This is a genomic window from Paenibacillus sp. 1_12, assembly GCF_900114475.1.
Classification (GTDB): Bacteria; Bacillota; Bacilli; order Paenibacillales; family NBRC-103111; genus Paenibacillus_S.
The window spans coordinates 371149-394405 of the sequence record NZ_FOTE01000005.1 but is presented as its reverse complement, the minus strand read 5'-3'; the positions used below and the strand labels follow the sequence as shown (position 1 = coordinate 394405).

General features: G+C 44.9%; 17 protein-coding genes, 2 riboswitches and 1 other annotated feature. Of the genes, 15 read left to right on the top strand and 2 right to left on the bottom strand.

Going from position 1 to position 23257, the window contains the following annotated elements; translation table 11 throughout:
• Nucleotides 1-44: 44 nt before the first annotated feature.
• Both BM210_RS14415 and BM210_RS14410 read left to right on the top strand, forming a co-directional pair.
• A complete protein-coding gene (locus BM210_RS14415) occupies nt 45-1301 on the top strand; it encodes an efflux RND transporter periplasmic adaptor subunit (RefSeq protein WP_177237812.1) in 1257 nt (418 codons plus the stop codon).
• A gap of 28 nt (nt 1302-1329) precedes the next feature.
• The gene (locus BM210_RS14410) at nt 1330-3108 is read left to right on the top strand and encodes a hypothetical protein (RefSeq protein WP_091169268.1); all 1779 of its coding nucleotides are present in this window, start codon (nt 1330-1332) and stop codon (nt 3106-3108) included.
• 11 nt (nt 3109-3119) lie between these two features.
• Here BM210_RS14410 and BM210_RS14405 read toward each other — a convergent pair whose 3' ends face one another.
• Entirely contained in the window at nt 3120-3581 is a 462-nt protein-coding gene (locus BM210_RS14405) for a hypothetical protein (RefSeq protein ID WP_091169266.1), read from the bottom strand.
• Nucleotides 3582-3699: 118 nt separating this feature from the next.
• A riboswitch (cyclic di-AMP (ydaO/yuaA leader) is annotated at nt 3700-3872 on the bottom strand.
• 507 nt (nt 3873-4379) lie between these two features.
• A riboswitch (cyclic di-AMP (ydaO/yuaA leader) is annotated at nt 4380-4582 on the top strand.
• A 122-nt stretch (nt 4583-4704) separates the two neighbouring features.
• Here BM210_RS14405 and BM210_RS14400 point away from each other — a divergent pair.
• From BM210_RS14400 to BM210_RS14365, 8 genes are all read left to right on the top strand, one after another.
• Nucleotides 4705-5112 (top strand): hypothetical protein, encoded by a 408-nt coding sequence (locus BM210_RS14400; protein WP_091169263.1) that lies wholly within the window; start codon nt 4705-4707, stop codon nt 5110-5112.
• A 130-nt stretch (nt 5113-5242) separates the two neighbouring features.
• Nucleotides 5243-5320 carry a K(+)-transporting ATPase subunit F gene (gene kdpF, locus BM210_RS36255; RefSeq protein ID WP_091169433.1) on the top strand — a complete coding sequence of 26 codons (78 nt, stop codon included), beginning with the start codon at nt 5243-5245 and terminating at the stop codon, nt 5318-5320.
• A gap of 327 nt (nt 5321-5647) precedes the next feature.
• On the top strand, nt 5648-7327 hold the full coding sequence (kdpA, locus tag BM210_RS14390) for a potassium-transporting ATPase subunit KdpA (protein WP_091169261.1): 1680 nt from the start codon (nt 5648-5650) through the stop codon (nt 7325-7327).
• A gap of 21 nt (nt 7328-7348) precedes the next feature.
• On the top strand, nt 7349-9379 hold the full coding sequence (kdpB, locus tag BM210_RS14385) for a potassium-transporting ATPase subunit KdpB (protein ID WP_091169259.1): 2031 nt from the start codon (nt 7349-7351) through the stop codon (nt 9377-9379).
• 39 nt (nt 9380-9418) lie between these two features.
• Nucleotides 9419-10024, top strand: a complete 606-nt coding sequence (kdpC, locus tag BM210_RS14380) for a potassium-transporting ATPase subunit KdpC (protein ID WP_091169258.1) — start codon at nt 9419-9421, stop codon at nt 10022-10024.
• A 145-nt stretch (nt 10025-10169) separates the two neighbouring features.
• Nucleotides 10170-12503, top strand: a complete 2334-nt coding sequence (locus tag BM210_RS14375; protein WP_091169255.1) for a histidine kinase — start codon at nt 10170-10172, stop codon at nt 12501-12503.
• 174 nt (nt 12504-12677) lie between these two features.
• Nucleotides 12678-13859 carry a MalY/PatB family protein gene (locus BM210_RS14370; protein ID WP_091169253.1) on the top strand — a complete coding sequence of 394 codons (1182 nt, stop codon included), beginning with the start codon at nt 12678-12680 and terminating at the stop codon, nt 13857-13859.
• A gap of 71 nt (nt 13860-13930) precedes the next feature.
• Nucleotides 13931-14173: a hypothetical protein gene (locus BM210_RS14365; RefSeq protein WP_091169248.1), complete on the top strand. Its 243-nt coding sequence runs from the start codon at nt 13931-13933 to the stop codon at nt 14171-14173.
• A gap of 136 nt (nt 14174-14309) precedes the next feature.
• On the opposite strand, the gene BM210_RS14360 is transcribed toward BM210_RS14365, so the two are convergent.
• Nucleotides 14310-15029, bottom strand: coding sequence for a 3-ketoacyl-ACP reductase (locus BM210_RS14360; protein ID WP_091169246.1), 720 nt, complete (start codon nt 15027-15029; stop codon nt 14310-14312).
• 265 nt (nt 15030-15294) lie between these two features.
• On the opposite strand from BM210_RS14360, the gene BM210_RS14355 reads away from it, so the two are divergent.
• The 5 genes from BM210_RS14355 to BM210_RS14335 all read left to right on the top strand — a co-directional run bounded on the left by BM210_RS14355 (nt 15295) and on the right by BM210_RS14335 (nt 23087).
• Nucleotides 15295-16044: an SDR family NAD(P)-dependent oxidoreductase gene (locus BM210_RS14355; RefSeq protein ID WP_091169244.1), complete on the top strand. Its 750-nt coding sequence runs from the start codon at nt 15295-15297 to the stop codon at nt 16042-16044.
• Between the two features lie 464 nt (nt 16045-16508).
• Complete coding sequence (locus tag BM210_RS14350; protein ID WP_143101049.1) at nt 16509-17840, top strand: ATP-binding protein; 1332 nt, start codon at nt 16509-16511, stop codon at nt 17838-17840.
• A gap of 23 nt (nt 17841-17863) precedes the next feature.
• Nucleotides 17864-18118: a binding site (T-box leader), on the top strand.
• A gap of 133 nt (nt 18119-18251) precedes the next feature.
• Complete coding sequence (gene ileS, locus BM210_RS14345) at nt 18252-21422, top strand: isoleucine--tRNA ligase (RefSeq protein ID WP_091169241.1); 3171 nt, start codon at nt 18252-18254, stop codon at nt 21420-21422.
• A 139-nt stretch (nt 21423-21561) separates the two neighbouring features.
• Nucleotides 21562-21945 (top strand): PilZ domain-containing protein, encoded by a 384-nt coding sequence (locus tag BM210_RS14340; RefSeq protein ID WP_091169238.1) that lies wholly within the window; start codon nt 21562-21564, stop codon nt 21943-21945.
• A 200-nt stretch (nt 21946-22145) separates the two neighbouring features.
• The gene (locus BM210_RS14335; protein ID WP_091169236.1) at nt 22146-23087 is read left to right on the top strand and encodes an aldo/keto reductase family protein; all 942 of its coding nucleotides are present in this window, start codon (nt 22146-22148) and stop codon (nt 23085-23087) included.
• Nucleotides 23088-23257 lie beyond the last annotated feature (170 nt).

Genomic DNA, 23257 nt, shown 5'->3' with positions numbered 1-23257 from the left:
CTTCCATCAGCAGACAGAAAGATAGCGAAAAGGAGAAACGTTCAATGAAACCAATTAGGGTGAACCCAATTCATACAGGTATAAAAACGATGGGAGTCATGATGCTTGGCGCAGCGCTGCTTGCAGGCTGCTCCGAAGCGCCCAAAGCCCAACCGGCACAAGCACAAGCAAATGAGGTACAGCTCAAACAGGTTAAAGTGACAAAAGTGGCCAAGCAGAAAATAAGCGAGCCTTTGGAGCAGGTAGCCGATATAACTTCCTCCATACAGCTAGATGTGGCAGTCAAGGTTGGCGGCGATGTCAAGGAAATATTGAAGAAGCGCGGAGATAATGTCGAGAAAGGAGAAGTGATTTTTAGACTCGACCAAACCGATGTCCTAATTTCCAAAGAAAAAGCAAATGTTACAATAGCCGGTACTCAACAGCAGCTGATAAAAGCACGTGAGGATTTGGCGAACAGCAAGCAGGATGTACAGAACGGTATTGTTAAGCTGGAAGCAGCAATTAAGGAAACTGAAAAAAATTACAATAAAATGCGCAACGATTTTGATCTGGGGCTTTCGACGAAATTCCAGTTGGAGCAGGTAGAAACGCAGTTAAGCAATCTCAAGCTTGATTTGCAGAGCAGCCTGCAGAAACAAAAAACGCTGGAAACAACCAATTCGTTATCACAGCTGGAGCAGGGTCTGCTGTTATCGGATGTGTCGATTCGAGAAGCAGATCGAACCTTGGAGCATATGGAAGTAAGGGCAAGCGTTAGCGGAGTACTGACGGATCTGCCTATCGAAGTCGGCATGATGCTTCCAGCAGGTTTTCGTTCTGCACAGATTCAACAGCTGGATCCCATAAAGATTAAAGCGGAACTTACCGAGGAGGCAGCAGCACTTGTACGCGGGAAGGAAGAGCTTTCCTTTTACATATCCGGTTCAACAGAGAAGCATAAAGCTAAAGTGAGCTATCTGGCTGATGTTGTCAGTACACAATCCAAAGCCTACTCTTTGGAACTTGAATTGCCCAATCAGGATCGCAAATTCAAGCCGGGAATGAAGGTTCAAGTCCTACTGACAGAAGATCAGGATCAAATCGTAGTAACCGTGCCGACCTTAAGTATTGTTCGTGAAAGTGGAGAGAGCTACGTATTTGTTATGGCTGGAGATACTGTGGAGAAGCGTAAGGTCGTTCTTGGACGTTTAAGTGATACGTTTCAAGAGGTCATAAGCGGAGTGAAAGAAGGAGAATCGTTAGTAACTTCGGGACAAAATCAATTGAAGGATAAAGAAAAAGTAAAGCTATCTCAATAAATAATGACTTGTAACAGGAGGAGAACGAATGAACAGAAGGTTAACCGTCATCGTAGCATCGGCCGTATTATCGGCATCGATCACTGGCTTCATGAGCCCTGCTTTTGCTGAGGTACCCGCTGCCATGAGCATAAGTAGCGATCAGCCTGGCAGCGCTTTGCTTAACAAATTTTTAGAGCTCAGCCCTACCCAAGCCGTCGAATCCAAATCTGCGGTATACCCATTAACGGATGTATTGAATGTGCAGTTGAAAAGTGTTCTGGCAGAGGAAATTCTCGGAGGCACTCGGATCGGCATTGTTATCAAAATGGAAAACACAAGCACCTCAATCACCAAGGTTCCGGATTACGAGTTTCATGTCCGTACCAGCAAGGGAATAACCTATACACTTGCGCCAAGCACGTCGAATCCAAGAGTCATTCAGCCCCAGACCACTACAGATATTAGCTATATGGTCGTATTGGATCGAGCTGAGAAGTTAAGCATAAGTGAAGTGAATTGGACAGATGTGGATTACTATGTATATCCAAAGAAAGAAACGCTAATTGCTGCTGTTCCTATCACGGTACAGCCCTGGAATGGCGTAGATACTTCCATTACAGATTCTACAGCAATCCGCAAGTGGTCGGATGCTTTCCAGATTCCTTCATTGGATTCTCCTATAGCATACAAACCTGTTGATATCCATAAGGAGTCTACCAAGACAGGTAATGTGTATGTCGTTCAATTGCTGGCGTATAACCCATCAAATCAACGGGAAACTATACCCGAGTTTGCAATAGACGGAAAAAACGGTAAAAAAGTATTTGCAGGCAAACGATTAGAGCAGGAAACAATCCAACTGGATGCTAAAGAAGAAAAGTATATTCATTACGCAATTCCTACTGATCAGGATACCGAGCTGTTGAGCTTGAATCTGTTGACATCGGAAAGCTTCTCATCTGGAGCTTCTAATGTTGTTCGTTATCAAGTGGGGAGGCTGAATATTTTACTTCCAAGTTCTGATGACTCTCAAGCTTATGATGCTTATTCGTTAGGCAGCCCGATGCGGTTCGATACACGAAGTGAACTCATACATCCCGATTTGCAGGTGTCGTTGGTAGAACTTCATATGAACGATAATCAGGATGAAGGGAGCAAGCAGGTTACGGCTAAATTCCGCTTATATAACCAAAGCTCCCGCCCGCTTGCCGTCCCGGTGTTTCAAACGGAATTGGTCAATGCAGGAGGTTACCAATACAATGGCAGACGGCAAGTGTTGACTACGACGTCTGTATTGCCGAACACAGGAATGACAATCAATTATACTTATGTGGTACCAGCCACAGAGACAGGAACAGGGCTTGCTGTGAAGATTCAGGATACAACGGCTCAAGCACCCTACAAGTCGACGATTGCCGCTTATACTGTGAATTTGCAGACATCGGATAAGAATGACAAATTTAGTATCTACCCTTTTGATATAGCTGTCGACCGTTGGGACATTTCCTTCTTGTTTAATTCAGTCACTCATCAATATACTTACAAGGGTAAGTTTTTCTTCAATATTGAACGCCAAAAAGAGGCCCAGGTGGATGAAAGCTTCCCGCAGCTTCAATTTGAACTGCATGATTCATTGGGAAGGCTCGTGGGAACCTCTGTAAAGTCCTTAATTGGGCAGGAACGTTTGGTTTCAGGTGAGAACAATATTGCCTTTAGCGGAAACTCTGAACAATTTGATACACCACTGACTTTAAAAATATATGAAGTATTTAAAACGGAAAACGGAGATGCCAAACGTTTATTGACTGAGTTAAGCCAACCATGACATTGCAAGTATTAAAAGGAAAAATAAGATCGTGATTGTTCAATCAATCTGGATCGTTCCAGAATAATGCCATTCGCATACGTTGTCTGAACGGCATTCTGATTATGGATTTGAGTAACAAGGTTAACTAAAGCTGTTTCAACCAACTCGTATCGACCTGTTCCCCATGCTTGCTGCTTGATATTTATTAAAGCAAACGCATCGGTAATTGAAAGTCCCTTTAATTTGATGAAAACCGAAGCCCACAGGACCAGATCAAATTTGGTATCGCAGGAGGGCAGCATACATTCTGCCCAGCCATTGATCCCGCTGCTGGAAATTTTCAATAATCCGCAAGAACAGTCGGAAGTGAGCTGAGGGATTCGGTTTTTCAACTGAGGACAGTCAAATTGGTAGATTTCCATGGAACCGATTTTGTAAGGTATCAAGGATAGTTCAGTGGATACAGTCAATGGGGCGGCGAGCTTTAGCATGATACTTGCACTCCTCTTTATTTCTTGAATTTGGACAAACCAAAGAAGCCAGGGAGCAGAGAAACTCTACTCTCGGGCTTCCTTTGCATGAATAAATAAGGACAGGAGAACACGAGTGTGCTTCTCTCTCAATTCGCTTACGAGGTTAGCTGTCGGATTCGGGCTTGAGAGTGCCCTACCTAAGGTTATGCGTTAGCATGACTTCAGGATTCACCCCTATAAACCATCAATGCTAGATGGCTTAAACTGGGTCCCCCGTTTCCCTAAATGGGAATTAAGCGTTGAATATGGAGGATATATAGTTGTTAGGTTAATGAAATGTATCATACGCTGGACGTTAAATATTGTAAAACCCCAATCCGTATCATAATTAAGCCATTTTTGCTTTAATAGTCGATGAAAGCGGAATCAAATCTGATTTTCCTTTATTATCTATGCATATGCTGGCTTATGCTGGGTATTTGAAAATATTGTTGGAAAACGACGATATCATGAGCTGGATGCAGATATCCAGAGCATTAAAAGCATTTGAGTATGATGCAAGTCAATTTTGGTCTAGTATGGTGTGCGGTATTTATTTACAGTGATTAGCTGCTGGCGTATGATACATCTCATGATTCGAACAAAGTTTTCCAAGAAACGGCTGAATATCTGAGCCATATGAACCGGTTCATATCGGATAAAGAAAGTCGTGTGTTTTGGAGAGAGGATGATGAAGCTTGTGATCGTGTTCAACGAACATAAGATATATAGGATAGGTAAGGCAGGATTGGTTTGTTTGTAATTGAAAATGAAACATGCACTTTATCGCTGAGTCCTTGAATTTAAAAGGAACGGGGGAACCAAAGAAGCGCGCGACACCTGATCGGTTTACTTCATAATCAGGAAACACGAGTTTCATGGGGTGAATCCTTAGGGCATGCTAACGCATACCCATAGGTAGGGCTACTCTCTAGCCCGAATCCGACAGCTAACCTCGTAAGCGTATAGGGAGAGGCAACAATTGTCGTGCGAAAGACACGGTTTGTATAACTGTGTTTTAAGAAGCCACGAGAAGAGTTCCGCTCTTTTCGTAGGCTTCTTTTTGTTGCCTCCTTTTTGACATCATAGGAGGAAAATAGAAATGGAACAACAGGAAGTCATTTTGGTTTCGGCACCCAATCGAACGGGAAAAGGCTTCATACTTCAATTGCTGAAGCAAGGCTTGCGTTTTGCAGCTATTGCCAACAACCAGGGAGAAAAGCAAAGACTGGTCAATATTGGTGTAAAAAATATTGTTATGGTAGATACTACAGAACAAATAAACTGGACTCTTCCAGAGTTTGCTATTGGGAAGGTGTTTATTTTCGAGCGAAGCCTGAATCTATGCTGCCGTTATATACAAATGTGCCGCAGATGGACTTCCAAGCCTATTTACGTCATCACAAATACGAGCAACCCGCGTCTGGTTTACAAAGGACTTGGTGCTAGCTATGTCATTCATACGACAAGCGAGGATGTTTCATTTTTAATTCAAACACATGTGAAATAGATAAGCTTTAAGGAGGGGTAACCATGTTGGATTTATACATGCTGATTGTGTTAGCCGTCACTTACGCGCTGTTCAGTGGATTTTTATTTTGGTGCGGGCGAGTTATTGAAGATTCAGGAGGCGAGCGCTCGTGATCGTTGTCATTATTTTTACTTTATTTATTTTTCTTTACCTGGTCTACGCCTTGATTAATCCGGAAAAGTTTTAATGTATGTACAGGTCCAGTGAATAATTAGCGGAGTGGGCGGAATCGTTCTGGAGAAGCGAAGCGTTCGCCTTTGTCTTTGGATTTTTACAGCTAAATGTCTTACACAATAAAGAAATCTGATGACAACAGCGATCGGAGGAGTGGTCCGCCCGCGCAGCGGAGACTTTCACCAGACTTCTAAAGCAAAACTTGGAAAATGCTTACGAAGAAAGTTTTCTAACGAAAACTCAGCAGATGCTTACGAAGATAGTTTTGCTAAAGTAAAACTCGGCAAATGCTTACGAAGAAAGTTTTGCTAAAGCAAAACTCTAAGGAGGAAATAAACAAATGGGCATTTTGCAAATCGCCGTCGTTATCGTCATTTTAGTGCTATTGGTTAAACCTATGGGAACCTATCTTTATAACGTTTTCTCCAATGAAGCTAATCGGACTGACAAGTGGTTTGGATTCATCGAAAGACCGATTTTTGCAATGATTGGTTTAAAAGAACGAAAGGGTATGACCTGGAAAACCTACGCGCTCAGCTTTATCGTAACGAATATTGTGCTTGTTGCCATCAGCTATTTGATATTGAGAATACAAAATATGTTGCCTCTTAATCCCAACGGGATTGGGAGTATGGAAGAAACGTTGACCTTTAATACGGTCATCAGCTTTATGACCAATACGAACCTGCAGCATTACAGCGGGGAGTCAGGCTTGTCCTATTTTTCGCAGATGGCTGTCATTATCATGATGATGTTCACCTCAGCAGCGACCGGATTTTCCGTTGCGATTGCTTTTGTAAGAGGCATTACGAGTAAAGGGGAAACGATTGGTAATTTTTTCGAGGACTTTGTAAAGGCGCACACTCGTGTCTTTTTCCCGCTTGCTTTTATCGTCGCTATGCTGCTAGTGGCTCTACAGGTTCCGTTAACACTGCAGCCAACAGTTACTGTTACGACGGTGGAAGGAGTCGAGCAGCAAATTGCGATCGGACCGGTCGCGGCACTGGAGTCGATCAAGCATATAGGTACGAACGGCGGCGGATTTTTCGGAGTGAACTCGGCCCATCCGTTTGAAAATCCGAATGCGCTAACCAATGTGATTGAAATTTTATCGATGTGGGTTTTATCGGCTGCCCTTCCCTATACATTCGGTTTGTTTGCCAAAAATCGCAAGCAGGGCTGGGTTATTTTTTCTTCGATGATGATATTATTTGTTATGTTTCTGTCCCTTATCTATACTGCCGAGTCGAGTGGTAATCCCGCCATGAACAGATTGGGCATTGATGCCGCACAGGGCAGTATGGAAGGGAAAGAGGTTCGCTTTGGCATTCCGCAATCGGCGCTATTTTCTACAGTAACGACAGCAGCGACAACCGGCAGTGTCAATTCGATGCATGATACACTGACGCCGCTTGGAGGGATTACGCCTCTTGCTCTCATGATGCTGAACTGTGTGTTTGGCGGTAAAGGCGTTGGTTTGATTAATATGCTCATGTATGCGATATTGGCCGTCTTTCTGGCTGGATTAATGGTTGGCCGGACACCGGAGTTTCTCGGTCGTAAAATAGAAGCACGCGAAATCAAGCTGATTGCCATCGCAATTCTGGCACATCCGCTCATTATACTGGCGTCAACCGCAATCGCGTTAGCTACGGATTTAGGAAAAGCGGGAATTACCAATCCGGCCTTTCATGGAATTTCACAAGTGCTGTATGAATATACATCCTCGGCGGCTAACAATGGATCGGGGTTCGAAGGGTTGGGCGATAATACGCCGTTCTGGAATATATCTACGGGAGTCGTGATGCTGTTCGGCCGCTATGTTTCGATGGTAGCGATGCTGGCGGTAGCGGGTTCCATGCTGCGTAAGCAGTGGGTTCCCGAGACCATCGGGACTTTCCGCACGGATAACCGATTGTTTGCCGGCATTCTTATAGGAACTGTTCTGATAATTGGCGCGCTGACGTTCTTGCCTGGTATCGTACTTGGACCGATAGCTGAGCATTTGACGATTCGATAATGAAAGGAGTGGACATGATCCATGCAAACAAATAGAAAAAAAAGTTTATCCGGTGACATCCTTCGCAATGCCATCAAAGACAGTTTTGTGAAGCTGAATCCGATGACCATGATGAAAAATCCAGTCATGTTTGTTGTTGAGGCAGGCACCTTGATTGTGCTCTTGATGACGATTTTTCCTGGATATTTTGGTGCCGGCCAGAGTACGGGTTTTAACCTGACTGTATTTGCGATTCTACTCTTTACGCTGTTGTTTGCCAACTTTGCAGAAGCGCTTGCTGAAGGTCGTGGGAAAGCACAGGCCGACTCATTGAAAAAATCCAAAAAAGAGATCAGCGCCAATAAAGTGGTGAGCGGCGGGTTAAAGCTGGTTCCGTCCACCGAGCTGCGCAAAGGAGATATCGTCGTCGTTTCCCAAGGGGAAATGATACCCGGTGACGGAGAAGTGATTGAAGGTTTAGCTTCTGTAGACGAATCTGCCATTACAGGAGAATCCGCCCCGGTGATCAAGGAAGCAGGAGGCGATTTCAATTCGGTAACAGGCGGCACACGAGTAGTTAGCGATAGGATCAAAGTAAGAATTACAAGTGATCCTGGAGAGTCGTTCATCGACCGGATGATTTCTTTGGTAGAGGGCGCCAAGCGGCAAAAAACACCGAATGAAATTGCACTGAACACACTGCTCACAAGTTTGACACTCATTTTCATGATTGTCGTTGTCACCTTGGCCCCAATTGCCAAATATGTGAACATTCAATTGGATATACCTGTTTTGATCTCACTGCTGGTATGCTTGATTCCAACAACAATAGGCGGATTGCTGTCTGCTATCGGGATTGCGGGGATGGACCGGGTGACGCAGTTTAATGTTCTCGCAATGTCAGGGAAAGCGGTCGAAGCTGCAGGGGATATTAATACGATGATTCTGGATAAAACAGGTACGATCACCTTTGGTAACCGGATGGCCAGCGAGTTTTCCCCTGTAGAATCAGAGAACTTAGCGGTTTTGGGTGAATGGGCTGCGATCAGCTCTCTGAAGGATGAAACACCGGAAGGGCGTTCAGTGCTTGAATTGATGAAAAAGCAAGGAATGGCCTATAACAGCTCGCTTGCCGAGGACGGAGTATTTATCGAGTTTAAGGCAGAAACCCGAATGAGCGGGATCGATTTGACGGATGGGCGCAAGGTGCGTAAGGGAGCTGTCGATTCGGTGAAACAATGGGTACTGTCCCAAGGAGGAACGATACCGAGTGATCTTGAGCTAAAAGGTAACGCGATTGCGTCAGAGGGGGGTACACCTCTGGCCGTAGCGGTCGATAACCATATCCTCGGACTTATATATTTGAAGGATACCGTGAAGCCAGGGATGAAGGAGCGGTTTGAGCAGCTTCGTAGAATGGGTATTAAAACCATCATGTGTACGGGTGACAATCCGCTGACTGCAGCTACAATTGCCCGCGAGGCCGGAGTGGATGAGTTTATTGCCGAAAGCAAGCCGGAGGATAAGATTGCCGTAATTCGTAAGGAGCAAGCGGAAGGAAAGCTTGTTGCGATGACCGGAGACGGAACGAACGACGCTCCAGCACTCGCTCAAGCTGATGTAGGGCTTGCGATGAACAGCGGTACAACAGCGGCCAAAGAAGCGGCTAACATGATTGATCTGGATTCGGACCCTTCAAAAATTATCGAGGTTGTCGCAATAGGCAAGCAGCTGCTGATGACGCGCGGTGCTTTGACGACCTTTAGTATCGCCAACGATGTGGCCAAATATTTTGCTATCATTCCGGCTATGTTTACACTTGCGATTCCACAGATGGAGGCGCTCAATATTATGAGGCTTGGCTCACCGTTATCAGCGATATTGTCGGCTTTGGTATTCAATGCGATTATTATTCCGTTACTGATCCCGCTTGCCATGAAAGGCGTCGGCTATAAACCGATGAGCTCGAATAAGCTTTTGCAGCGCAATCTGTTTATATATGGATTTGGCGGGATTGTCGTTCCATTCGTAGGGATCAAGCTGATTGACCTTATCGTGCACTTGTGGATTTAGTAGAGATAGATAAAGAAACAAGAAAGAGGTTGAAAAAGGATGAATAATTCAAATCATGCTGCGTCAAGCACAGCAAGCTTCTCTTTGGGAATCATCATTCGCGTTAGTTTTGTATTTGTTGTTTTATGCGGAATCGTATATCCGCTGGTATGCACCGGGATCGCCCAATTGCTAATGCCTGCAAATGCGAATGGCAGTATGATTTACAACAGCAAGGGACAAATCGTGGGATCGGAATTGATTGGTCAAAAGTTTGCAAATCCGAAATACTTTCAAGGCAGAGTATCCAGCATTGATTATAAAGCAGACGCTTCAGGCTCCAATAATTACGCGGCATCCAATCCTGAAATGCTGAAGCGGACTCAGGAATCCATCGAGGACTGGAAGACCAACAATCCCGATGTTCCCGTAAGCCAATTGCCGGTTGATCTCATTACCAATTCGGGCTCAGGACTTGATCCGCATATTAGTCCGCAATCAGCTCTGGTCCAGGTACCCAGGATCAGCAAGCTTAACGGAATTCCCGAAGCAAAGCTGCAGCAGCTTGTAGAGCAAACAACCGAAGGAAGGGACCTGGGATTGTTCGGGGAACCGCGTGTCAATGTGTTGAAGTTAAATTTGACATTGAACGCTTGGCTGAAATAGCTCTCTAAAGGCAGGGAGATTCAGAAAGTAGAACTAAAGAAGGAAAAGTTCTGGTAAAGCTATGTCTTTATCAGACTTTTCCTTTTCCTTATAATGGGAGATAAAGCTGTGCGTATAGATCGAATCGATTTGCATGGAGGGGTTCATGGAAAACTTCAAACGTAAAACACCAGAGGAGATTTTACTTTCGATTTCGAAGCTGCATAGAGGTAAATTAAAAGTATATATCGGTGCTGTCAGCGGCTCTGGGAAAACATATCATATGCTGCGTGAAGGACAACATTTGAAAAATCAGGGTATCGACGTTGTCATATGTGCGGTATCCACCATGCAGCGTCCCGAGACCGTCGAGCAGATCGGAGATTTGGACCGGGTAGCGAGTATACACTGGATGAAAGAAAGCGTGGAAAAAAAAGATTTAAACCTAGACGCACTCATTAAACGCAATCCTGAAGTTGTCTTGGTAGATGGATTGGCTCACCGCAATCGTAAAGATGCCCAGTTTGCCACACGAATGGAAGATATTCGATTTTTAATTAATCATGGGATTAGCGTGATCTCAACCGTCAATGTATACGAGCTGGAAGGGGTTACAGAATTAGCGAGGAAATTAACTGGAGTGGAAGTTGAAGAAACGGTACCTGCGGATACATTGGAAAACGCCGATGAAGTTGTACTGATCGATGCTACCCCCGAAACCTTGTTAAATCGGGCAGCAGAGGGCAACCTCCGTTTTGGCAAAGGATCTGCATTATTCAAGCGTGGTAATCTTGCTGTGCTGCGGGAATTGTCTTTGCGATTAATGGCCGAGGGGGTTAATGAATCCCTCGATAAGCATAGAGATGAGTTAGGTTTGACCGGTCCCTCCGGTGCAACAGAGCGAATTCTTGTTTCGGCGCAGTATCATTGGAATGGTTCCATCTACGTAAGAAGAGGCCAGCAAATTGCCAAACGTCTGAATGGTGATTTACGGGTAGTTACTTTTATCAATCCACAAAAAGAGCTGTCCAAGGTAGAAGCAACCTTCAAACGGTCCATTGTAAAATTGGTTACAAAAGTAGGTGGGGAATTCGATGAGCTTCCGCTGTGTTCCCGTCGGTCTCTGCCCAGAGTTCTTGTTAATTACGCTTTGGAACATAACGTAACACGAATTGTTCTGGGCCATTCCAAGCAATCACGTTGGGTGGAGTTCTGGCAAGGCTCCATTGTCCACGACATGTTGAAGCAAACAAGAAATATTGATATCTTCATGGTTGCAGACCGTGCGGAACATGAAGGGGAGCGTATTTTGCCCGCTAAGCTGTCTAAGCCTAAGGGTGACGATGAATGGTTCCGCCGCTTAAGTACTCTTGAGGTTGAGCGTAAAATTTTGCAGATCAAACGAGGAAAATTTAAAGTATATATAGGCGCCGCACCAGGGGTGGGCAAAACCTATACGATGCTGCGGGATGGAAATGATCTCGAAAAAAAAGGAATTCATGTGCTGATCGGTCTGCTGGAGACACATGGCCGCAAGGAAACGGCTGCACAGATCGGTGCGCTGGAGCTGATTCCACGTAAAGTTATAGACTATCGGGGTACGCAATTGGAGGAAATGGATGCAGAAGAAGTGATCCGACGTAATCCGGATTTGGTTCTTGTCGATGAACTGGCTCATACGAATGTACCGGGCAGTAAAAATAAGAAAAGGTACGAGGATGTTCTTGATATTCTGGCAGCAGGCATCTCTGTGATTTCAACCGTCAACGTTCAGCATCTAGAAAGTCTTAATGATGCGATTGAGCAAATCACGGGAGTCCGTGTTAGGGAGACAGTACCTGATCATATTTTGAGACTTGCTGACGAGGTGCAGCTAATTGATGTTGCGCCGCAATCGCTGCAGCAGCGGATGAGAGAAGGCAAAATCTATGCGATGGATAAAGTGGATCAAGCGATTAACAACTTTTTCAAAACCGTTAATTTAATTGCCTTGAGGGAGCTCGCTTTGCGAGAGATTGCGGACGATGTGGATGAACGTCTGGAATCCTGGGAGCGAAGCAGCGCTCTTCGCGGCCCTTGGCGTAGGCAGGAAGTGATTTATGTATGTATTGACGCTACTCCACAGGCGGAACGCTTGATACGTCGAGGCTTTCGTATAGCCTACAGATTGAAAGCGGCCTGGTTTGTCAACTTTGTACAAATCGCAGCCACTGATGAAATGTTGGAGCGGATAGAAGCATTAAAGAAGCTGACAATCCGTCTGGGTGGAACCTTTGAAATACTAAAGGCCACTCATCGAAAACAAATACCTGAGGCTTTGGTGAGTAAAGCGAATGTTTATAAAACCACGCAAATCATAATGGGGCAGTCCAGGCTATCGATCTGGAAAGAGTTGTGGCAAGGCTCAATAGTAAAAAAGCTGCTTCGCCGCGCAAGGCACATGGATGTGCTGGTGGTCGCGGATAGCGAGGCATGCACCAGAAGCCCGAACAAAGCTTAGTAGCTGCAATTTAGAGGTGCCTTATTAATCAGATCGTTTATTTGGTAAATCTAATGACAGTTCCATCATTGCCCTCAATAAAGCTTAGGTTATCAGGCTGTTCAAGAAATGTTGTTATACAGGCTTGACTACTTAATGGTATAATTTTAAAAAATCTATAATGAGGTGACTTTTTTGGCTTTCAATTTTGATCAATTAAACGATAGACGGAATACTCGCTCATATAAATGGGATCAAGGCGGCAAGCTGTTCGGTGAACCGGATATTCTTCCGCTATGGGTAGCGGATATGGACTTTTTGGCTCCTCCTGCCATTCAGGAGGTATTGAAGCAGCGCGCCGTGCTGGGCATTTACGGATATGCGATCCGTACAGACAGTTATTTGGAATCGATTGTCAGTTGGTTTCGCCGCCGTCACAATTGGAATATTGAGGCCAGCTGGATCACGGATTCACCAAGTATCGTGACCTCATTAAGTCTGGCTGTTGAATTGTTCAGCGAGCCTGGTGGACAGGTTGTGCTCCAATCACCTGTGTATTATCCTTTTTACGACGTTATTCAAAGCAATGGCCGTATCGTTGCCAAGAACTCACTGCTTCTGCGTAACGGAAGATTCGAGATGGATTACGACTATTTGGAGTCGCTATTTAAGAGTGGCGCCAAGCTGCTGCTGCTGTGCAGCCCTCACAATCCGGGAGGACGTGTGTGGGAGCGCGAAGAACTGCTTAAGCTGGGCGAGCTTTGCCTGCAGTATGGGGTAACCGTCATCTCTGATGAAATTCATTGTGACTTAACATTTCCGGGGCATACGCATATACCGTTCGCTACGCTGTCTCCTGAGCTGGCTGACATCACGATTACTTGCCTAGCTGCTACCAAAACGTTCAATTTGCCTGGGCTGCACACTTCCTTTATCGTTGCCTCCAATGTGAAACTCAAAAGAACCATCGATCAGCGTCTCAAAACACTTAGTCTTCATATGGCGCAGCATTTTGCACAGGATGCCGTTGAGGTGGCCTATAATGAAGGTGAAGCTTGGCTCGATGAAATGATGACTTATGTCAAAGGAAATCTGGACTACGCAATCGCTTATTTGGCTGAACACTTGCCGGAAGTAAAGCCGCTTGTTCCGGAAGGCACTTATTTATTGTGGATGGATTGCCGGGAGCTTGGTCTGGACATTAAAGGGCTCAAGGACTTGATGTTCCGTCAGGCAAAAGTAGCATTTAGTGAAGGCTCGGTGTTTGGAACCGAGGGAGAAGGGTGGCTGCGAATCAATCTGGCCTGCCCAAGATCGATTGTAGAGCAGGCGCTCAAACAATTTTGCGATGCTGCAAACAACAGCAAGCAGGGGTAAGCAAAGTAAGATGCAAATAATCGCAGAGCAGCCACATATTGGCTGCTCTTTTTAAAAGGTGGTCACAAATTATGGTCGAGTGCCCTCATTGCTTGAAACAAACGGAGTTTAAGAGACTTTGTTCTCATTGTGAAGGAATCGTTATCCATACGGTTGAAGAAAAATTCAATCTGCTTGCCGACTCTGTTCAGAAAGCGCTTCAGGTAGAAGCTGTTAAAAGGAAAAACAAAAAATCGGTTAGGAACCTTATATATATCGTAATCATTTTAGCTGTATTGACGTTGATTATGGGATATCTGGCGATCCAGCTTTAGCCGTATGAAAAAAGACGCCAGTTTTGGCGTCTTCTTCTTTGTATGCGTGCGATAGAAACAGTCTTAGTCGCTTAATCATAAAGCTGTGTTCACGTTGCCTCTGTAAGTCGAACCAGGAATCTATGACGTATGCAGGCTATTGCGGGTTGGTTGTCCAGATTCCAGCGGTTTTAATAAAGACGCGATCTGGCAATTTCAACGTAACCAATACGAGCTCAGCGACGTCCTCCGGCTGCATCATACGATCCTCATCGCCTATTTTTAGCCCGGTATTTACAGCCAATTCTGTATTCACCGTGCTTGGAGTGAGAGCTGTTACACGAATATTGGATTTGCGAACCTCCTGCATCAGGGCTTCAGTCATTCCAAGAACGGCGAACTTGGAAGCGCAGTAAGCGGAGCCTGTAGCAAAGCCTCTTTCTCCTGCAGTTGAAGCGATATTGATAATGCTGCCGCTGCTTTGGCTAAGTAGAGCTGGCAGTACAGCACGAGTCATATAGTACGTGCCCATCAGATTCGTTTGAATGATACGCTCCCACTGCACCGGCTCCATATCAACCAATGTGCCGAATTGTGCAGTTCCCGCATTATTGATAAGGATATCTACGGAACCGAGCTTTGTGCTCAAAGTGGTTACAGCTTCATTGACCTCTGCCTGAATTGCAATATCGGCGGTTGCGATGTAGACATCCACTCCATAGGCTGTGGTTAATTCTTCCTGAAGAACTTCCAGATCTAAACTACTTCTAGAAATGATTCCTAGATGAACACCTTCTTTGGCTAATGCGATTGCGATCGCTTTTCCGATGCCTTTTCCTGCCCCGGTAATCAAGGCTTTCTTATTGCGCAATTCCATGGTTATCGCTCCTCATTCAAAACGTTTTAGTATTGCTTACATGACAACGGATAGGTTGATTACCATCTTAATATGTATGTTCTACTTGGACACAGAGTATGCATTCACTTCTAAACAACGAATTAATGATATACCAAGGCCAAAACAAGGTCAACCTTCTGCAGCTTATATGGAGTCGAAATCGACCAGTACTCAGGCTTGTTCATTTTGCTTTGGGTTACAGTTATAATACAAGAATAACATTTACCTGAGAGGAGCATCTACAATGAGCAAATTCGAGAATCTAGTTGTTGTCATTACGGGCGCGGGGGGCGGTATCGGAAGGGTACTTGCTTTGAGTTACGCGGCTCAGAACGCAAGTGTCGTTCTTGTGGATAAAGATGAGCAGAAGCTGTGTGAAACTAAGGATCTGCTGCAGCAATCGGGGTCTGAGTCGTACGCAATTCAGTTGGAGCTTAGCGATGGTCAGGCGATTGCCCCGGCTTTTCAGCAAATCGAAGAGAAATTTGGACGTATTGATGTTTTGATTAATAATGCTGGTCTTGGCATAACAAAGTCGCCGTATGAGCTGGAACTGGATGAATGGGATTATGTGATGAATACGAATGTACGCGGGTGCTTTCTGTGCTCAAGAGAAGCCGCTAAGGTCATGAAAAAGCAAGGCAAGGGGTCAATCGTTAATATCTCCTCTACAAGATCGATGATGTCAGAAGCGAATACAGAGGCATATGCTGCATCCAAAGGTGGAATCGATGCTTTGACGCATGCGCTTGCCGTGTCGCTGGGTCCTGACGGAATCCAGGTAAACGCGATCAATCCCGGTTGGATCGAAACGAGCGACTACAGCAGCCTTCGCAAGGAGGATCATGAACAGCATCCGGCGCAACGAGTTGGAAAGCCGGATGATATTGCGCGTGCCTGCCTCTACTTAACCGACCCTGAGAATGACTTTGTCACCGGAACGAACTTGACGGTAGATGGAGGAATGACCAAAAAGATGATTTACGTTCATTAGCAGCACATTTACTCTTCCAGCAGCAGCCATTAGCTAACGGGCTAACGTCATATAGGCATACGCTTGATTGAATGTGGGTTTGACCTTATGCGTTATGCCCAACTGGGCGATACTAATTGCAGTGCTGTAATCCAGCCCTCTGTTTGCTGAACTAGCTGCTCGATTTGCCGATGCGTCAGCATAGTACCCGACAACTCCTGATAAAATTGCTCGGTTTGATCGTTGTGAATTGCAATTTTACCGTACCAAGCGCGTTGCGCTCATCCCCGCTCATCTAGAGGGGCTTTTTTCTGTGTAAGGTTTTTATGGATAGAGCTTATTCTCGATTTCTTGTACAATAGACGCAGGAGGGGATAACCATTGATTATTTAATTGCGTTTTTAATTAGTTTGAGTATCCTGATTACGTCTGCGTATTTATTCAATTTATGCTTTAAATATATATTTCAACATACAACATGGAAGGTGAAGCAGGCTGTCCTAGTCGGCATTTTTATTTTTGCGGGCTGGCTCGCTATGTTTTTTGGTTTGCAGGGACAAGGATCGACATTGTTCGATTTGCGTGCGCTGCCTATCGTGTTTGGTACGATTTTTTTTCGCGATCCTCGGCTCGTTCTGATCATCAGTATCGGTATTGCTTTATTGAGGTATACCATTTCGGGGTTTACGGCTCAGGCGATTACAGGTTCAATTAATATCTTATTGCTCGGCTGTCTGGCTGCTTTTCTGGTTGCTTTGTATCGGAGAAAATCCTGGAGCTACAATAAGAAAGCATTGATTTCCATATGCTCCATTAATACTCTTCAGGTGATCGGAATTGCTACTTTCGCTTCTATGCCCAGACTAAATTACCTATATCATATAGCTCCTTATACTTACCCGGCAGCACTTTTGGTGAACGCCTTCTTTGTTTTCATTTTGAAGGATTTTTATGAGGAACAGCTGCGCGCGCAGAAGAATAAAACGATGAATTTGATCCTGCGTAAGCAAAAAAGGGAGTTAGAGGAGAAAGCGCAGCAGTTGGAGCTGGCCTCCCAATACAAATCCGAGTTTATTGCCAATATGTCGCATGAGCTGAAAACCCCGCTTAACAGCATCATTGCACTATCCCAATTGCTTCGAGAGGAGGATAGAAGCAGCTATTCAGAGGAAGAGATCAACTATGGCGATATTATACATAACTCTGGCAACGAGCTTCTGAAGATGATCAATGATATGCTGGATATTTCCAAAATGGAAACAGGAAAAATGGAAATTGTATGGGAGATGTTCTCTGTTGATGAATTGGTACAGCTTATCGAACACCAATTTGTTCCGATTATGGAACAGAAGAGTTTGCCATTTAAGGTGGACCTTCGAGCTGATGTCCCTGCGTACTTTGTATCCGATGCTCAAAGGCTAGTCCAAATTTTGCGTAATTTGCTTATTAATGCGGTTAAATTCACAGATCAGGGCACAATCACGATGCAGATCTACATGGATAAAGACTCTCAGTCTGGACCGAATACACTTCAAAAGTCTGAAGACTGGATTATATTTAGTATTCAGGACACGGGTATCGGTATTGATAAGGACAAGCAGCATCTCATATTTGAGGCTTTTCAACAGGAAAATGGTGCGTTTACGCGCCGATACGGAGGAACAGGACTTGGTTTGTCGATTAGCCTAAGACTTGCAGGTCTGCTTGGTGGCACGCTTGGTTTGCATAGTGTGAAAGGAGAAGGAAGCCGCTTTACGTTGCGACTGCCAGTACAGCCGGCGGATCCCCCCATTGACAATCATCCGAAAATGTTGTAAAAGTAGATTAAGTTCATCATCATTTAAATTCGTTAACGAGAAAGAGTATGCTAATCACTTGTTCCCCAGAGAGTTGGCCGTGTGCTGAAAGCCAATGTTCATGTATTAGCTGAAAATCCTCTCCGAGAAGTAAAGCTGAAGTTACAGTAAGCTTTAACGGGATCCCGCCGTTACAAGGGCCACGCATGTTGGTGCGTAGTTTGAGGTGCTGTGAAGGTTGGAATGACGAACCTTTCACGGAATTAGGGTGGTATCGCGAGTTCAATCTCGTCCCTTTCAGGGGCGGGATTTTTTTGTTTGTCTACAATCAATTTAATCATCGAGCGTGTTCATTAGGGGAACGGAGACACACCCTTCTCTTATAACATTATCCCTTTTTGTACACGCTATAAAACAGAAGGAGTCGATCGTATGCGTACAGTTGATGTTAAAGAGCAGGCAGCGAAGCGGGAGAAACGGGTATATGAGCAATGGGTACAGGAGCAAACCTTCCCCAGATCCATCAGTCAGCGATTAGGGAAGCCGCGGTTTGTGTTCTACGAAGGGCCGCCAACAGCGAATGGAGCGCCGCATATCGGGCATGTGCTGGGAAGGGTAATTAAAGATTTTATTTGCCGCTATAAGACGATGACCGGATATCAGGTTTTGCGAAAAGCAGGTTGGGATACCCATGGCTTACCTGTAGAGCTGGGCGTGGAAAAGGAGCTCGGAATCTCAGGCAAACAGGAAATCGAAGCTTATGGCGTCGAAAAGTTTATTGAGAAATGTAAAGCAAGCGTCTTTCGATATGAAAAGCAATGGCGTGAGTTGACGGAATCTATCGGTTACTGGACCAATATGGATACTCCGTACATGACATTATCCAACGATTATATCGAAAGTGTATGGAACATCTTGTCCCATATTCACAAGGAAGGCCTGCTGAATAAGGGGCACCGGGTCAGTCCGTATTGCCCAAGCTGCCAAACAACACTAAGCTCCCACGAATTGGCGCAGGGCTACGAGGATGTGAAGGATCTCAGCGCAACCGTTAAATTCAGAAATCATTCAGACGAGAGCTTTCTTGCCTGGACCACAACACCTTGGACCTTGCCGGCCAATACGGCGCTTGCTGTTCATCCGGATCTGGATTATGTCAAAGTCAAGCAAAACGGCGAAGTGCTTATCCTTGCCAAAAGTCTACTTAATCAGGTTATACAGGGAGAGTATGAGCTTGTGTCAGAGCACAAAGGTCATGAATTCGTGGGCCTTTCTTATGAAGCGCCTTATCCAAGCGAAAGGGTAGGACCGCAACGTACAGGCACACACACGAATGGAGCAGAGCATCAGGATGCAGCTGATCATCCGAACGCAGCGGGTCATACATCCAGATATGTCGTGATTGGTGCCGATTTTGTCAGTGATACCAGCGGCACTGGTATTGTCCATATCGCACCTGCCCATGGGGAGGACGATTACCGCGCGGCGCAGAAGCATGGAGTTGGCATGCTGAGTGTGGTTGGTTTGAATGGCTGCTATACCGAAGCGGTTCCGCAATTTGTCGGACGGTTTGTTAAAGACTGCGACGTAGATATTGTCAAGGATTTGTCCAGTCGGGGACTGTTGTTTGCCAAGGCAAGATATGAGCACAGCTATCCTTTTTGCTGGCGCTGCCATACACCGCTTTTGTATTATGCGATGGAAAGCTGGTTCATCCGGACGACAGCGGTCAAGGAGCAAATGATCGAAAATAACAGATCCGTAGAATGGTATCCAGGTCATGTAAAGGAAGGACGCTTTGGCAAATTTCTCGATGAGTTGGTCGATTGGAATATAAGCCGCAATCGTTATTGGGGAACACCGCTGAATGTTTGGGTCTGTCAGGATTGCGGAAGCGAGCATGCGCCATCAAGTGTAGAAGATTTGCGCGCGAGATCCGTAGAGCCTTTGCCGGATAATCTGGAGCTTCATAAACCTTTTATCGATGACGTAAAGTTGAGCTGCTCTGCATGCTCGGGTGAAATGGTCCGTACGTCTGAAGTGATCGATGTATGGTTTGACAGTGGCTCAATGCCCTTTGCCCAGCACCACTATCCGTTTGAGAACGAGGCAGCTTTTGCCGACCAATTTCCAGCGGACATCATCTGTGAGGGGATCGATCAAACCCGCGGCTGGTTTTATAGCTTGCTGGCCATCTCTACGCTGCTCACGGGTAAAGCGCCTTATAAAGCGGTAATGGCAACAGGGCATATTCTTGATGAGAATGGTCAGAAAATGTCCAAAAGCAAAGGCAACGTCATTGATCCCTGGGAGATCATCGAGGAATTCGGTGCAGATGCTTTCCGTTGGGCGCTCCTGTCGGATAGTGCACCATGGCTAAGCAAACGGTTCTCACGGAATATTGTGGCTTCAGCCAAATCAAAAGTCATCGATACACTGATGAATGCCCATGCTTTTTATGTGATGTATGCAACCATCGATCATTATGATCATGCCACAGATCAGAAGGTGAATTCTGTTCATTTACTGGATAGATGGATCATTTCCCGGCTTAACCATACGATATCTAAGGTCAGCGACAGCTTGGAAGGCTTTGATTTTATGACGGCTGCTCAAGCAATCGAAGGTCTTGTTGACGAATTCAGCAATTGGTATATCCGTCGCTCGCGGGAGCGGTTTTGGGGTCATGGTCTAACTGAGGACAAATGTGCAGCTTACCGTACGATGAGACAGGTGCTTTTGAAGATCAGCAGGTTGATCGCCCCCTTTGCCCCGTTTCTTGCCGATGAAATGTATATGAACCTGGCAGATGAAGGCAGTGTTCATTTAGCTGATTTCCCTACAGTAGACCCCGAAGCTATCGATGTTCCTCTGGAGGAGAACATGGCCCGCACTCGGCAGATTGTGGAGCTGGCACGCAATATCCGCAATGATACCGCCATCAAGAACCGCCAGCCGCTGTCGGAATTGATCGTAATTACTGACCTGACGCTGCAAGTTGCGGATTTTGAAGAAATCATTAAGGATGAGATGAATGTAAAAGCTGTTCGTATCGAACAGCACGATGATGATTTAACCGATTATGCTCTGAAAATGAATCTGAAGATGGCAGGGCCGAAGTATGGAAAGCTCGTATCTGGTCTGCAATCTTTCTTGCGAAATATGGTGCAAACAGAAATAAAGAAGGTATTGCAAGAAGGCTTTGTGGATTATCAAGCCGAAAACGGAGAGGTCGTCCGAGTTTCCACACAGGAAATGCTGGTTGAACGGCAGGCAAAAATCGGCTATGCATCCGCTACAGGATACCAGATGACCGTTTCATTGAATACTACGATTACGATTGAGCTCGAAAAAGAAGGGATGATCCGTGAACTGATCCGTGCAGTCCAGGATCTACGCAAGAAATATGATCTTCCTATTGATCAACGTGTGGACCTTGTCATTGAAGCAGATGAAGAAACCCAAAATTGTATCAAGGAATTCGAAGCTTTAGTCCAGGATCATGTGCTGCTGCGTTCTCTGAGCTTTGGCAGCAGCAGTGAAATGGAGCTGGTTCAGATCTCCGAGGCTGCAGTGAGAATAGGGTTGAATGTCTCTATGTAACAAAAAGGCGCGAGAAGCACAAGTCTATGCTGAAGGAGATTGATAACGATTTGAATTCTACTTGACTAAAGCTTTAAAATGATCAGGAAAATATTGTGTTATACTGATCCTATTAGCTTATGTCAAGAGGTGAATTAGTTTGGCAACAAGTCGAAGAAAAGAACCGCTCCGCTATCAATTTGCTGAGAATATCGAATCTCCATTTACGATTAATGATATTAATGGTATGGAAATTAACAGCAAAGATGTGGGAGCTAGACTCATTGACTTAAGTCAGAACGGTTGTCAGATCGAGTCTTTCTTAAATCTTAAAGCAGCGGATAATGACATTAACATCACTGTTAAATTTACCCTTCTGAATCATCAAATAGAAATTTCGGGCCATATCAACTGGCAGCGGTCAACAACCTATTGCCACTATTACGGTGTCGAATTTGTCAAATCAAGCGTAGGCGATTATGCCTTCATTATGAAATATCTCAAATCGTATTCCAAAAGCAAAAGTCAAAGCATCGCAACCTAGTAAGATTCACAAGCAAAAAACTCGAACAAAAACCGTTAAATTACCTGTATGGGGAATTAACGGTTTTTGTTTTTGTATACGTTCCATCCATAACTTACTACAAAGTTACTAAAGGAATAAATTTTCAGTACTTACCTTAGGACGAACATTAACTTACAATGGACAGGTAACTTAAACTCATTCCATGGAGGTATTTATTAATGAAATATCGTAGACTAGGCGGTAGTGGTTTGAAAGTCAGTGAAATCAGTCTTGGTAGCTGGATGACCTATGGCGGTTACGTGGAAAATGATAAAGCAGTCAAATCTATTGAGCAGGCGTATGACCTCGGCATCAATTTTTTCGATACGGCAAATGCGTATGAACGGGGCGAAGCAGAGAAAGTGGTAGGCAAAATATTAAGTGCTTATCCACGTGAATCCTATGTTCTGGCTACCAAGGTATTTTGGCCGATGGGCGATGGCCCGAACGATCGCGGTTTGTCACGCAAACATTTGATGGAGCAGTGCCATGCGAGCTTAAAGCGTTTGGATGTGGACTATGTTGATATTTATTATTGCCACCGGTATGACCCTCAAACACCAGTAGAAGAAACGCTGCGGGCTATCGATGATCTGATATCTCAAGGTAAAGTACTCTACGCTGGTATCAGTGAATGGACAGCAGCTCAGATGCAGGAAGCATTGGCCATATCAGATAAATATTTACTGGATCGGATCATTGTCAACCAGCCGGTCTATAACATGTTCAACCGTTACATTGAGAAAGAAATCATCCCACTTGGTACAAAAAACGGAATCGGTCAAGTCGTTTTCTCGCCGCTAGCACAAGGCATATTGACTGGCAAATACCGTCCTGGCGCAGCCATTCCTTCCGACAGTCGCGCTGCCAGCAAAAGTTGGGGAGAGAACAATTTAAAGGAAAGTCAATTAATCAAGGTTGAGCAGCTGGAGAAGATTTCCAATGAATTGGGTATTAAAATTTCGCAGTTAGCCTTGGCTTGGATTTTAAGGCAGGATAATGTTGCCAGCACTTTAGTCGGTGCTAGCCGACCGGAACAGGTTATCGAAAACTGTGCCGCTTCCGGCATCACTTTGGACAATGAAGTGCTTGAAAAAATCGAAACCATTTTAAATAATTGAAAGCAATTGAATGCAATTAAAAGTTATTATTGAAAAATGAGCCTGACTTCACGTCAGGCTCTATTTGCGCGAAAAGAAACAACTGTATTTTGGTTTATTGACTTTAATTATTTAGCGCAATGAATGGGGGGCACCTACTGCAAGGATAATGTAGAGCACAACCAACACTC